At 42.3% G+C, this 13,906-nt stretch carries 9 protein-coding genes and 1 pseudogene; 7 read left to right on the top strand and 3 right to left on the bottom strand.

Features of this window, described 5'->3' with window-relative positions; translation table 11 throughout:
- The first annotated feature begins 190 nt into the window (after positions 1 to 190).
- Positions 191 to 1,435 carry an acyltransferase gene (locus DXA07_RS00745; protein WP_021944320.1) on the top strand — a complete coding sequence of 415 codons (1,245 nt, stop codon included), beginning with the start codon at positions 191 to 193 and terminating at the stop codon, positions 1,433 to 1,435.
- A 79-nt stretch (positions 1,436 to 1,514) separates the two neighbouring features.
- On the opposite strand, the pseudogene DXA07_RS00740 reads toward DXA07_RS00745, so the two are convergent.
- A pseudogene (locus DXA07_RS00740) lies at positions 1,515 to 3,997 on the bottom strand (glycosyl transferase).
- 288 nt (positions 3,998 to 4,285) lie between these two features.
- Between DXA07_RS00740 and DXA07_RS00735 the strand changes: the two are divergent.
- Complete coding sequence (locus DXA07_RS00735) at positions 4,286 to 5,071, top strand: hypothetical protein (RefSeq protein WP_118482900.1); 786 nt, start codon at positions 4,286 to 4,288, stop codon at positions 5,069 to 5,071.
- A 326-nt stretch (positions 5,072 to 5,397) separates the two neighbouring features.
- Here the strand turns inward: DXA07_RS00735 and DXA07_RS00730 are convergent, their stop codons facing one another.
- Positions 5,398 to 6,399: an aldose 1-epimerase gene (locus DXA07_RS00730; protein WP_118482898.1), complete on the bottom strand. Its 1,002-nt coding sequence runs from the start codon at positions 6,397 to 6,399 to the stop codon at positions 5,398 to 5,400.
- A gap of 336 nt (positions 6,400 to 6,735) precedes the next feature.
- On the opposite strand from DXA07_RS00730, the gene DXA07_RS00725 reads away from it, so the two are divergent.
- Together DXA07_RS00725 and DXA07_RS00720 are read left to right on the top strand one after the other, a co-directional pair.
- Positions 6,736 to 7,752 carry a GDSL-type esterase/lipase family protein gene (locus tag DXA07_RS00725; protein WP_182427497.1) on the top strand — a complete coding sequence of 339 codons (1,017 nt, stop codon included), beginning with the start codon at positions 6,736 to 6,738 and terminating at the stop codon, positions 7,750 to 7,752.
- A 69-nt stretch (positions 7,753 to 7,821) separates the two neighbouring features.
- Positions 7,822 to 8,310, top strand: coding sequence for a DUF4358 domain-containing protein (locus tag DXA07_RS00720; protein WP_117784610.1), 489 nt, complete (start codon positions 7,822 to 7,824; stop codon positions 8,308 to 8,310).
- Positions 8,311 to 8,403: 93 nt separating this feature from the next.
- Here DXA07_RS00720 and DXA07_RS00715 read toward each other — a convergent pair whose 3' ends face one another.
- The gene (locus tag DXA07_RS00715) at positions 8,404 to 8,745 is read right to left on the bottom strand and encodes a helix-turn-helix domain-containing protein (RefSeq protein ID WP_117807874.1); all 342 of its coding nucleotides are present in this window, start codon (positions 8,743 to 8,745) and stop codon (positions 8,404 to 8,406) included.
- Positions 8,746 to 8,952: 207 nt separating this feature from the next.
- Between DXA07_RS00715 and recJ the strand changes: the two genes are divergently transcribed.
- From recJ to DXA07_RS00700, 3 genes are all read left to right on the top strand, one after another.
- Positions 8,953 to 10,827, top strand: a complete 1,875-nt coding sequence (gene recJ, locus DXA07_RS00710; protein ID WP_118482894.1) for a single-stranded-DNA-specific exonuclease RecJ — start codon at positions 8,953 to 8,955, stop codon at positions 10,825 to 10,827.
- 91 nt (positions 10,828 to 10,918) lie between these two features.
- Positions 10,919 to 11,443, top strand: a complete 525-nt coding sequence (locus tag DXA07_RS00705) for an adenine phosphoribosyltransferase (protein ID WP_117807871.1) — start codon at positions 10,919 to 10,921, stop codon at positions 11,441 to 11,443.
- Between the two features lie 191 nt (positions 11,444 to 11,634).
- The gene (locus tag DXA07_RS00700; protein ID WP_334296762.1) at positions 11,635 to 13,899 is read left to right on the top strand and encodes a bifunctional (p)ppGpp synthetase/guanosine-3',5'-bis(diphosphate) 3'-pyrophosphohydrolase; all 2,265 of its coding nucleotides are present in this window, start codon (positions 11,635 to 11,637) and stop codon (positions 13,897 to 13,899) included.
- Positions 13,900 to 13,906 lie beyond the last annotated feature (7 nt).

Below are 13,906 nucleotides of genomic sequence, written 5' to 3'. Positions count from 1 at the left end.
ATAACTTCTCCTTGTGCCGCTGCCATATGAACTGGCAAAACGGTATTCTTTAATTTTAGTTCAGGGAGAATGGAGTGTCAAGGAATCTGCCAGTGCTTTTGAAAATATAAGATTTGCATATGTATGTTGTTAGATGCTATAATAAATCCAAATGAGCAAAAAAAGTTTTATTGCACAGGAGAGAAGGAATATGAAGGTAAAAGCAAAATCATTTGAGGCATGGAAGGTTATCATGATTACCCTTGTCTTTTTATCATATTGTGTGGGGATGATGCCAGGAGAAAAAGCGCAGGCAGTTTATGACAAATATCTGGATAATGGGATATTTGGAATGGCATTTTTCTTTGTTCTGGTAGGATTTGGAATCGGTATTCATTATCATAAGAAGTTTATCAATCTGAACAAGAAGAATTATCTGGAATTTCTTGGAAAGAAGCTGGGGATTCTGTATCCGCTTTATATGATCATGCAGACAGTATTCCTGATCCTCGCATTGTGCAGCCATCCCGGTTCACAGGAAATTAAAACACTGATCGTGAAGTATATCATCAGTATACCGATGCTTCAGGCAATGATACCGAAGGCTGGATATTATATGGCACTGAATCCGGTCAGTTGGTTTGTATCAGCAATCTTTCTGATCTATCTTCTGGCTCCGGTGATCGGTATGCTGGCGGCAAGAATGAAGCGGGATCTGAAAAGAAGCGGATTGGTGATAGTCGGGCTGATCGTTGTATATATAATTGTTGCAGGACCACTTGCTGATGCAATGGTATTGAAGCAGGATATGCCATATCTGTTTCTGATGAATCTTATTTTATTCTGTATTGGTGTCTGGCTTGCAAATTTCAGACTGAATATTCGGATCGAGACAGATCGTTCCGCTGGAAGAAATCTTCTGACCGGAGCAGAGCTGGTAGTGCTTGTGGCAGCGGTTCTCATTTATCTGGGAACAGTTGGGAAATATGGAATTCCTGCAGCACTTCTGAGATTGCTGTTGTATGTGCTGATCGTGATGGTATTTTCTTATGACGGTGGAATGATTTCTCATATATTTACATTATCACCATTTGGAATCTTAAGCTCTATGGTATTTGATTTTTACCTGACCCAGTATTTTGTGATCCGTTATATTGGAACTCCGATCCAGAAGAGATTTGGAGACAGTGGTAAGGATATAGTTATCAGTATCATTCTGGCTTATATCATTAACTGGTGCATCGTATTAGTGATCAAGGTAATTAAAAAGATATATCGAAAGATTCGCTACAGGGTATCTTCCTTTGCCGGAGATCTTGGAACAGATGGGGTTGTAGATGATTATCTGGATGATGGATATGAAGAGATCGATCAGACCAATATCAATACGGAAGCTTATGACCGAAGCCGGTTGGATCCAATGGCAGTTGAGATTACAGAAACGGAAGATGAATAGAAATAAAAATGAGACACATATGATCTGCAATATACAGTCATATGTGTCTCGTTTTTTATATCAATATCTGATATATGGATTACCCCATTACTACTTCTACAGTATGAGTCTTGCCATCACCAAATACTGGAAGAACATTGCTCTCGATAGCATTGCCATCTACAGTAACACTCTTGATACCCTTATTTACATGATTCGGATTTGTAACCTTGATATCATATGTAGCACCACGGAACTGACGTGTAGCATTCAGACCATCCCATGCAGCAGGAATAGATGGATCGATCTTAAGACCATCGAAGTCTGCTGAGATACCTAAGATGTACTGTGAAATAGCGACCATGTTCCAGGCTGCTGTACCTGTAAGCCATGAGTTCTTACCCTGACCAAAGTGGTTACCCGGCTTTCCAATATCGGAACCGGCATCCTTACCACCGATCATCTGACCATATACATATGGTTCAGTCTTGTGAATATCGGATGTCTCCTCAGTGAAAGCAGGAGCGATCTCTGAGTAATATTTGAATGCCTGATCGCCGGCGCCTGCGTAAGCAGCAGCACAGATGATCCATGCATTGTTATGTGTGAAGATACCGGCATTCTCTTTGTATCCGCCTGGGTATGTTGAGATCTCACCATACTGGATGTAATACTTTGTGAATGCAGGATTGTTAAGTACAAGTCCGTACTGTGTATTCAGACGCTCATCAATAGCAGCAAGTGTCTTCTTGTCGCAGCCCTGATCTTTACCAATGTCTGACATAATAGCGAAGCCCTGTGGCTCGATGAAGATCTGTCCTTCTTCACATTCCTTAGATCCCATCTTCTCACCATTTGCATCGTATGCTCTTAAGAACCAGTCACCATCCAAGCGGATTCCATGATGTTAGCTTTCATCTTATCGATCTCAGCCTGAGCAGCTTCTGCTTCAGCGTCCATTCCAAGGTGCTTAAGAATAGCAACATAGTTAGGACCTGCATATGTAAAGAGTGTAGCAACCATAACTGACTCAGCAACCTTTGAGTATCCGCCTTCAGCAGCGAACTTAGGGTTGGTGTATGTCTGGAAGCTTTCACCCGGTGTATCGGAGAAGCATGAAAGGTTGATACAGTCGTTCCAGTCAGCTCTCATTGCAAGTGGAAGTCCGTGTGGTCCAAGGTTGTTTACGATCTTGTAGAAGGAAACCTTTAAGTGGTCAAGCATTGGCTTAGCGATGGACATATCGTTGTCATATGGAACCATCTCATCAAGAATACCCCAGTCGCCTGTCTCCTTGATGTATGCAGATACAGAAAGGATCAGCCATAATGGATCGTCTGAGAAGTCACCACCGATATCTGCATTACCCTTCTTTGTAAGTGGCTGATACTGATGATAGCATCCACCATCCGGGAACTGTGTAGAAGCGATATCAATAATTCTTTCTCTTGCACGATCAGGAATCTGATGAACAAATCCAAGTACATCCTGGTTGGAATCACGGAATCCCATACCACGGCCGATACCGGATTCGAAGTATGATGCTGAACGTGAAAGGTTGAATGTAACCATACACTGATACTGATTCCAGATATTAACCATACGGTTAACCTTATCATCAGGAGTATTAACATTTAAGATGCTTAAGAGGTTGTTCCAGTGCTCTTTGAGTTCTGCAAGACCTGCTGCAACCTTCTCAGGAGTGTTGTATTTCTCCATCATCTCAAGAGCCTTAACCTTGTTGATCGTCTTGCCATCAGCTTCGAACTTCTGGTCAACAGGCATCTCAACATATCCAAGAATAAATACAAGAGTCTTTGCCTCGCCCGGAGCAAGAGTGATCTTCTTGTAGTGTGAAGCGATTGGTGACCATCCATCTGCAAATGAATCATTTGACTTGCCGGCTTCAACAGCCTGTGGGTTGTGGAACCCATTGTAAAGTCCGATGAATGAATCTCTGTCTGTATCGTAACCGTCGATCTCGTCATTTACTGTGTAGAATGCGAAATGATCACGTCTGTCTCTGTACTCTGTCTTGTGGTAGATTGTTGAACCAACAACCTCTACACGACCTGTACTGAAGTTTCTCTGGAAGTTTGTGCAGTCATCCTGTGCATCCCAGAGACACCACTCTTCAAATGAGAAGAATGAGAAAGTCTTCTCTTCTGAGCTTTCATTTGTAAGAACAACCTGCTGAACTTCTCCGGCATAATTCTGAGGTACGAAGAAAGTAACCTCTGCCTTTAAGTTGTTCTTCTTACCGGTGATCACTGTGTAACCCATACCATGACGGCATTCATATTCGTCAAGCTCTGTCTTAACCGGTGACCAGCCCGGATTCCAGATTGTACCATTCTCGTTAATATAGAAATAACGACCACCCATATCGATAGGTACATTGTTATAACGGTATCTTGTAATTCTACGAAGACGAGCATCTTTGTAGAAGCTGTAACCTCCCGCTGTATTTGAAATCAGTGAGAAGAAATCCTGTGTTCCAAGGTAGTTGATCCAAGGATAAGGAGTTCTAGGAGATGTGATGACATACTCCTTGTTGGCATCATCAAAATAACCAAACTTCATGTAATATATACCTTCCTTTCATGTGTATTAAGATAAGTAGTGTCTGCCGTTATCAGGCAGTATCCACTGCTCCATGATCTCTCCCTTACAAAGGACATAACACGCCCTTTATAAAAACAGCCATATAGACATATTATATAATAAAATAGGATATTTGACAACAAAACCCATGATAAAATGTGGAAAAATAATCATTGTAAAAAGAAGCCTCATCTGATACACTCAAAATGTGAGCAGACATAAAATGTTCACATATATATTATTTTTTACGTTTTAGGAGGAGAGATTATGAATTGTCCAAATTGCGGAGCAGAGACAAATGGTTCAGTTTGTCCTGTATGTGGAGCAGAAGTAGGTACAAGTGGTGGGTTTACACTTGCTGGGAATGATCAGCCACAGCAGCCGGAAAATGCAGCATATGGTGCGCAACCACAGCAGGGAATGGGGATGGATCCACAGTATGGTGGATCACAGTATCAGGGAGATCCAATGCAGAATGGTTATGCAGGAAATGCATATGGTACACCGGGATTTGATACTGGCGCAGGTTATCAGCAGCCACCAAAAAAGAAGAAATCCGGTGCAGGAGCAGTTATTGGAATCATTGTTGCACTTGCAGTAATTGCAGCAGCAGTTATATTCCTGTTTTCAGGTTCGCTTGGGGGAGCCAAGAAGAGCAAGAAATTAGTAGATCAGTTTATGACCGGAATTGAAGAAGCAGATACAGATAAGATCGTATCACTTGTTGATGAAGACTGTGTTGCTGACAATGATGTAGAAACATTATCCAGCAGCTTTGAGCTTCTGACCTCTATGGGGGTTGAGTATTCTATTGATTACAAGATCACATCAACAGAGAAGGCAAACAGAGCAACTATCAAGAATATGTGCGAAGGTCTGTATGGTGATACGTCTGTAGCAAGCAAAGTAAGATGTGCTTATATCTGTGATGTTGATTATACCATGACAATAAACTACCTTGGAGAGACAGAGACAGAGGATGACAAGATGTCACTGATCTGTTACAAGAAGGGCGGTAAATGGTATATCGGCGGAACGGTAGAGTCCGAATAAGACCGGGCCTTATATGAAAACATGGCATATGCTATTCCTTACACAGAATACATATGCCGTGTTTTTTAGCTAAGGCCCTGTTTGCATGACGGTCTGACAATAAAAAGAGACATATATCATTCCTTTCGCAGAACACTTTCGTTCTATTTTCATGTAACGGTTCTAAATTCACCGCTTTTGCGGTTCATTAAGTACCGACGTGAAAAGAGGTCTGCTACAGGAATATATATGTCTTTTTTTACTGTCAAACCTGTGTATGATGATAGATATAAAGTTAATGCTTTATTATAAACTATTTTCTTCTGTTATGTAACTTCAGCTATTTTCTACCGGACAAAGATTCGCTCGGTTACGGTTTTGGATTCGCCGGGAGCCAGTTCGGTGTAGCCGGTTACGGCAGGATCACCGGAAAGGTTTGGAGCATCAATGTTCCAGCTCATAGGTTCCGGACAGAAGAATTCTTTCATGCCGTGATCATTCCACATGATCCAGTATTTCATGACATCACATACTTCGTAGCAGATACGGACGCCTGTAACTTTATCGGTTACGATGACGCCATAGAATGGCTTGCCGTCTAATTCATTTATCTCCGCGGTATAGAGGTCGTTGTCGATGTCCTGAAGAACAGGAACCATGTCACCCTCTTTGTACATCATATCATATCTGGTAAGCGGCAGTGTTTTCTCGGTTGGAATACAGGTGTCGCTGAGTTCCCATTTGTCACCGATCGGAACCTGCAGACGCACATTTGCGCCGCTTCCGCCATTTGTAAACGGTGCTTTGAATGCGATATGGTTACATACACCATAAGGCATCTGAACCTTGGAAAGGTTAGTCAGTGTAAAGGAATAATCCAGTCCGTCTGCTGTCAGTGTAAAGACAAATTCTGCCTTGAAGCTGACAGGAAAAGTTTCGAAAAATTCATCATTTTCATCATATACATAAGAAGTCTTTGCAACAGCACTTTCACCCTCTACATACATGTCATCAATTGTATGGTAGCGTTTGTGAAGAAAACCATGCAGATGGTTGCCCAGCGGATCGTTGCAAGGGAAATGATACATGGCATCTGAGGTTTTCAGATCTCCATGAGATAATCTGTTTGGAAGATATAAAGTAGGCATACCGTATACCTCGGCAGCAGCCTTCAGTTCTTCCGGTGAAAGTGACAGATCATTTCTTAAGATATCAATATTAAGAGCTGTGTTTTCCAGCTTCATTACATTACTTCCGTTAAAAGGTGCGATCAATGCACGAAAATCTCCTGCGATAAGTTCGATACAGGTTTCGCCTTTAAAATCATAGTTTTTTGCGCTAAAACTCATAGTAGCCTCCCATATAAAGTGATAAGTATTTGTATTTAAGATACATAAAACGGAAAAAGTCTGCAAGATAATATTATGTATGTGTAAGTGCGAAAACAGACCCATCTCAAAAATCTAATAGAATAGTAACACTTAAGTTAAAAAGTGTCCATAAAAATGAAACAAGATTTGTTAATTTCAACAATCAGAAAAGTCGAAAAACGACTAAAACTGCGAATTATGTAGAAATTTCAAAATCTGTACACTTATGTAAAGTGGTATGTTATAATCGAAGCTAACGGGATAAGACCCTTTCCTTTTATAAAATGTAATGCAAAAAGAGGAATGAACAAGAGAATGGACAATGAGAAAAGATATAGCACCAGGATAAAAAGTGAGCGGTGCGATAAGATAAAGATCAGCAGTGTGGCTGCCGTATTTCTGGTATGTTCAATAGTGATATTTGCGACAAGATACAGACAGGATATATGGAACTTTGACAGAGAAAATGGAAATGACCATCAGATAGAAAATGTTGCGACCGGATCGGATGCATCGGAGGAGGCTTCCGAGGAAAAAACGACGGAGAAGATAACAACGGAAGCAGCGACAACAGAGAAACCGACTACGGAAAAGGTAACAACGGAAGCATCGGAAACGGAAGAAACAACGACTGCCGCATCATCCGAAGAAGGTGGTTCAACAGTAAAATATGTGAATATCAAGGACCCGGATACATCATCTAAGGGAAATGACTGGTACGATAAGAAACTGTATACGCCGGGAAATGTAACGGATGATGCTTATTTTGATACAGCGGTACTGATCGGTGATTCAAGAACCGAGGGACTTAGTCTTTATACCGGAATGTCGAATCTGGACGCGTTCTGCTCCAAGGGGCTGAATATCGAAAAGGTCATGACAGAGCCGATCGTTTCTACAAGTGACGGAATGTTGACGGCACTGGAAGCGCTGAAGCAGAAGGATTATGAGAATATATACATTTCATTTGGTGTTAACGAGCTTGGATGGATCTATGAGGATGTATTCATTGAAGACTATAAAGCATTTATTGATGCAATAAGAGAGATACAGCCAAATGCAACGATCTATGTTGAGAATATTCTTCCGGTATCCAAGGCTTTATCAGATGAAGATGAGATTTATAATAACTCCAACATTAAGGCATTCAACAAGCTGTTGAAACGGATGTGTAAGGATTATGGCGATATCATTTATCTGGATGTTGCAAGCAGTGTGACGGTAGACGGAGTTCTCCCGGCAGATGCCAGTACCGATGGACGACATTGCAATCAGGAATATTGCGAGAAATGGCTGGATTACATCCGACAGAATGTATATATAAAGAAGTAAATGTCCGGATAGAGATATTCGGATCATCATAACAGTATCAGACAGAAGTAACAGGAGAGAATAAACAAGATGAAGAAATTAGTAAAGTTATGTGCAATTTTTAGCCTGGCAGGAATGCTTGCAGGCTGTGGAACAACGGTTGGTGGAGCAGGTGGTTCAAAGGAAGACCTGAATATAAATGTTAAGGACATGGCAAATGAACTGAAGAGCGGGCTGACATTTGAAGATACGCTTTCAGAGCTTGATACAGGCATGGCACTCACATATTACGGAATTGATGCAGACAGCGTAAAAGACAGCGTGATAATCGTATCGACCGGAGCAACTGCTGAGGAGATTGCAGTATTCGAGGCAGCAGATTCAGATGCGGCTGACAAGGTAAAAACAGCCTGTGAAGACAGAAAAGAAAAACAGACAACATCATATGCAGATTACAAGCCATCCGAAACCGGACGTCTTGACAAGGCGATCATAAAAGAGGACGGAAATTATGTTGTATACTGTGTAACAGATGATACGGATAAGGCAAACGAGATCATCAACAAATATTTCAAATAACAGATATAAAAAACGAACCTGTAAGCAAAAGGCTTTCAGATTCGTTTTTTGTTATGATATGGAAATATGCCATTATATCAATAGGAATAGCTGTTAATCAGAATTGGAAATGGAATTGAACATTTCTATGTATTCTATAAATAATTGCTTCCTTTTTTCGTCGTCAGAAGTCATGACCTCGACTACGGTATGTGGAATGCAGGATAAAATTGTATCCGATTTTTTGATCCCGCGGATCAGATAATCAAGATCTACGCCGAAATGATCACAGAAATCAATCATTTTTTCAAGGGACAGACTGGATTTTCCCCGTTCTATGGCGCTGCAATGTTTGACAGAGATATCGAGCATCTCTGCAAGCTGGTACTGCGTAAGGTTATTTGAGCGCCGGATCTGTACGATCCTCTGACCGATCTGTGCGTATAAGTTCTCCATAAAAATACCTCCAAACTACATTATATTTTGAATAAAAAAACAAATAAACAACCTGTGAGGTGTATAAGAACACAACCTGAAAGGTAAATTACGGTATTACAGCAATGCGGCGGAATGTAAGAAGTTGACGGTCGATTTTTTACTGGTGTATAATTCCTTTGCGATCAGGAATAGCGGAAGAATAGATATGGATGGGAGTAAGAGTAAATGGCAACAGAGATAAAACCTCCGATAAAATATGATATGGTGTGGACAATGTATGGAAAGCGGGCTGATTTCTTTGGGATCGCAGAGCGTTTTCATATTGATCCGGTAACTGCAAGGGTGATTCGGAACCGGGATGTGATAACAGATGAAGAGATTGATACCTATCTGAATGGGGGGCTTGACCGGCTGCATGATCCTGCGATGATGAAGAATATGGAGAAGGGCTGCGGCCTTATGCTGGAGGAGATCCGGAGTCGGAACCGGATACGGATCATTTCGGATTATGATGTGGATGGTGTAAGTTCAAACTACATATTGTATAAAGGCTTACAGCGTGTGTGGGAGCATGAAAATGGTTCGCCTGCAGGAGACGGGATCGATTATGATATTCCGCACCGGATCTATGATGGATATGGAATCAATATCCGTATGGTAGATGCGGCGGCAGCCGATCAGGTCAGTATGATCATTACCTGTGATAACGGGATTGCGGCATTTGATGCGGTGAGAAAAGCAAAAGAATATGGGATGCGGGTAATCGTGACGGATCACCATGATATTCCATATGATACAGATGAAAATGATATTCGGGTATACAAAGTACCGGAAGCGGATGCGGTGATCGATCACAAGCAGCCGGGCTGTGAATATCCGTGCAAGGAATTGTGCGGAGCGGGTGTGGCATACAAATTTATCCAGTTGTTATATCGGATGTGCGGGATACCGGAAGCGGAGTGTGAGGCATTTATAGAGATCCTTGGAATTGCAACCGTCTGTGATGTTATGAATCTGGTAGATGAGAACCGTATCATTGTAAGAGAGGCACTTCACCGGTTATCTGACAGTAGTAATTATGGTTTGAAGGCACTGATCACAAACAGCGGCAGGGATGGTAAGAAGCTGTCAGCATTTGATCTGGGATTTATCATTGGACCGTGTATCAATGCAGCGGGCAGACTTGGAGATGCGAAGACCAGCCTGGAATTCCTGCTTGAAACAGACAGCTTTAAGGCAAATGAGCGTGCGATTGAGCTGTTAAATATCAATAATACCCGAAAAGATATGACAGAGCAGGGAACAAAAACGGCAATCGGGCTGATTGAAACTTCGGATCATCTGCTTATGGGGGCAGTTCCGGAGACAGGAGTTGCGGCATTGTCGGACCGGGTACTTGTTATGTATATCCCGAAACTGCATGAAAGTCTGGTCGGGATTATCGCAGGCAGGATCAAGGAACGGTATTATCGTCCGGTGCTGTTATTTACGGACAGCGAAGAAGAAGGAATCATCAAGGGCTCCGGTCGTTCGATCGAAGGCTATAATATGTATGATGAGATCAATAAATGCAGTGATTATTTCACGAAGTTCGGAGGACATGAGATGGCAGCGGGCTTTTCCATGGAGAAACGGAATCTGGCCAGGCTTCGGGAAAAAATGAACGCGAATTGTACGCTTGACGAAAAACTTCTGACACCGAAGCTCCGGATTGATGTGCCGATGCCGCTCGATTATGTAACTATTCCACTGACCGAAGAACTGGAGGTTCTGGAGCCATTTGGAAAAGGCAACGAGAAGCCGGTATTTGCACAGAGTGGTGTGCGTGTAAAAAGCGCAAGGATTATGGGAAAAAGACAGAATGTTCTGCGGGTTTCGTTCCTGATGGAGAACGGCGGTACGATCGAGGGCATAAGTTTTGACCCGGAAGTGTTTATTTCTAACATAAAACAGTGGTTTGGAACAAATGAATGTGATAAAATACTAAAAGGAATGCCCAGTCATGTGGTGTTGGATGTTGTCTATTATCCGGATATCAATGAATTTGCTGGAAGAAGAACTTTGCAGATCCGGTTGCTGGAATATCGGAAACATGAGTAATAAAGGCTTTGCTGATAGTTTGATATCATGTGGGCAGAAAAGGAAAATGTAAATAATTGTAGAATATACATATATATGCAGGAGGAAGATTATGAAAAAGATAGAAGAATACGTTACAAGTATACCGGATTTTCCGGAACCGGGAATTATTTTCAGAGATATTACAAGCGTGATCGGAGATCCGGATGGATTGAAGCTGGCGATTGATTCATTAGATGACCTGCTTGAAGGCGTAGATTATGACGTAGTAGCCGGAGCAGAGTCCAGAGGCTTTATCTTTGGAACACCACTTGCATATAAGAATGGAAAAGGATTTGCATTGGTAAGAAAGAAAGGCAAGTTACCAAGGGAGACGATTGAAGCATCTTATGATCTGGAATATGGCAGTGCAACGATCGAGATGCATAAGGATGCGATCAAACCGGGACAGAAGGTTGTCCTTGTAGATGATCTGATTGCAACCGGAGGAACCATGGAAGCCGCTGCAAGGCTGGTTGAAGAACTTGGCGGTAAAGTGGTAAAGATCATATTCTTGATCGAACTTGCAGGTTTAAAGGGCAGAGAGAGGCTTGCCAAATATGATGTAGCGTCTGTTATCTGCTATGATGGCAAATAAAAATGATCATATGATTTATGCGGAAAAAGAGCCGGTATCTGTATGTGGATGGAATCGGACGGCTACCGTGATGATCGAAGAATAAGACAGAAAAATTCGAATTGGGAAAAGTGGTGAAGATCATGGAAAACGTAAAAGATAAAGCAGGAAGCATGGATGAATTAAAAGAGCTTGCGGCAAAGGCGGGTGCAATGGAGAATAAACCAATGCGGGAAAAACGGGATATCGATCTGTCTACACCTGCGGATTTTACTCCGCCGGAGGATCTGTATAAGGAGCTGATCAAAAAGATCCTGACCTATCATCCATCAACAGATATTTCGATGATTGAGAAGGCATATAAGGTGGCATCCAAGGCACATGAAGGACAGCTTCGTAAGTCGGGAGAGCCATATATCATGCATCCACTCTGTGTTGCTATTATTCTTGCAGAACTGGAGCTGGATAAGGAGACGATCGTTGCCGGAATCCTTCATGATGTAGTAGAAGATACGGTCATGACTTCAGAGGAGATTGCAGCAGAGTTCTCGGAAGAAGTGGCATTTCTGGTGGAAGGTGTTACCAAACTGACCCAGTTGAAGATGACAACGGATAAGATTGAGGTACAGGCAGAAAACCTGAGAAAAATGTTCTTATCGATGGCAAAGGATATTCGCGTTATCCTGATCAAGCTGGCAGACAGACTGCATAACTTAAGAACCTTACAGTATCAGTCTCCTGCGAAACAGGTGGAAAAAGCGCGTGAAACAATGGATATCTATGCACCAATCGCACATCGTCTTGGTATCAGCAAGATCAAGGTAGAACTGGATGACCTGTCCATGAAGTATCTGATGCCGGAGGTATATAAGGATCTGACAGCACAGATCGATGCGAGAATGCATGAAAGGGAAGCCTATATCAAACGTATCGTTGCGGATGTAAAGAAGCATATTGACAATGCGCATCTGGATGCAGAGATCGACGGTCGTGTAAAGCATCTGTTCAGTATTTATAAGAAGATGAAGAACCAGAACAAGACACTGGATCAGATTTATGATATTTTTGCAGTCCGGATTAAAGTGGAGACCGTCCGGGACTGTTATTCGGCACTGGGAATCATCCATGAGATGTACAAGCCGATTCCGGGACGTTTTAAAGATTATATCGCAATGCCAAAGTCCAATATGTATCAGTCCCTTCATACAACACTGATCGGACCGGAGGGACAGCCATTTGAAATACAGATCCGTACATTTGAGATGCACCGGACGGCTGAATATGGTATTGCTGCACACTGGAAATATAAAGAGAACATAACCGGTACGGTTATGCAGAAGGAAGAGGAGAAGTTATCATGGCTTCGTCAGATTCTGGAGTGGCAGAGAGATACTTCAGATAATAAGGAGTTCATGAACTTCGTTAAGACAGACCTGGATCTGTTTGCAGAACAGGTATATTGCTTTACACCGGCAGGTGATGTCAAGAATCTGCCAAGTGGATCGACACCGATCGATTTTGCTTATGCCATTCATACGGCAGTCGGTAATAAGATGGTGGGTGCGCGGATTAACGGAAGACAGGTTCCGATCGATACCAAGTTAAATAATGGTGACCGGGTAGAGATCATAACATCCCAGAATTCGGCAGGACCATCAAGAGACTGGCTGAATATCGTAAAGAGTGCACAGGCAAAGACGAAGATCAATCAGTGGTTCAAGCATCAGTTTAAGGATGAGAACATCAGCCGCGGTAAGGAACTGATCCTTGCATACTGTAAATCAAAGGGACTGGATTACTCCCTGTATTCCAAGCCGGAATATCAGGAACGTGTCTATAAAAAATATAATTTCAATGACTGGGAAGCTACAATGGCGGCTGTTGGTCATGGGGGAATCAAGGAAGGTCAGGTTGTCAACAAGCTGATCGAGGAATACAACAAGGATCATACGGAACAGCCGGATGACAAGGAAATTCTGGAGGCATATGCACTGAAGCGGGCACCGCATTCCTCCCACGGACAGGGTGGAATCATCGTAAAGGGTGCAGATGATGTAGCGGTTCGTTTCTCCAAATGCTGTTCACCGGTACCGGGTGATGAGATCATCGGATTTATCACCAGAGGACGAGGCATCTCGATCCATCGTACAGACTGTGTTAATGTGCTCTGTATGAGCGAGGAAGACAGAAACAGGATCATTGATGCGGAATGGCAGCAGGATGCAGTTGCAGAGAATACTTACCTTACAGAAATCAATATCTATGCGGATGACAGAAGCGGAATCCTCTTTGATATAACGAAAATCTTAAGTGAGGCAAATATCAGTGTAAACAGTATTAACAGCCGTACAAGCAAGCAGGGTAAGGCAACAATCACGATCAGCTTCTCGATCAAATCGGTTGACCAGTTGAATACGATCATTGCAAAGATACGAAATGTGGAGAGCATTATTGATATAGAGAGAACAGTGGGATAGGAGATCC

Source organism: Clostridium sp. AM54-37XD (genome assembly GCF_003478225.1).
Taxonomy (GTDB): domain Bacteria; phylum Bacillota; class Clostridia; order Lachnospirales; family Lachnospiraceae; genus Coprococcus; species Coprococcus ammoniilyticus.
Note: the sequence above shows the minus strand (reverse complement) of the source record. Positions and strands in the feature narration are given on the sequence as shown.

Bases quoted from the DNA above. Each gene is read 5' to 3' on its own strand.
- DXA07_RS00745 (WP_021944320.1), top strand. From the start codon at position 191: ATGAAGGTAAAAGCAAAATCATTTGAGGCATGGAAGGTTATCATGATT.
- DXA07_RS00735 (WP_118482900.1), top strand. From the start codon at position 4,286: ATGAATTGTCCAAATTGCGGAGCAGAGACAAATGGTTCAGTTTGTCCT.
- DXA07_RS00730 (WP_118482898.1), bottom strand. From the start codon at position 6,399: ATGAGTTTTAGCGCAAAAAACTATGATTTTAAAGGCGAAACCTGTATC.
- DXA07_RS00725 (WP_182427497.1), top strand. From the start codon at position 6,736: ATGGACAATGAGAAAAGATATAGCACCAGGATAAAAAGTGAGCGGTGC.
- DXA07_RS00720 (WP_117784610.1), top strand. From the start codon at position 7,822: ATGAAGAAATTAGTAAAGTTATGTGCAATTTTTAGCCTGGCAGGAATG.
- DXA07_RS00715 (WP_117807874.1), bottom strand. From the start codon at position 8,745: ATGGAGAACTTATACGCACAGATCGGTCAGAGGATCGTACAGATCCGG.
- recJ (WP_118482894.1), top strand. From the start codon at position 8,953: ATGGCAACAGAGATAAAACCTCCGATAAAATATGATATGGTGTGGACA.
- DXA07_RS00705 (WP_117807871.1), top strand. From the start codon at position 10,919: ATGAAAAAGATAGAAGAATACGTTACAAGTATACCGGATTTTCCGGAA.
- DXA07_RS00700 (WP_334296762.1), top strand. From the start codon at position 11,635: ATGGAGAATAAACCAATGCGGGAAAAACGGGATATCGATCTGTCTACA.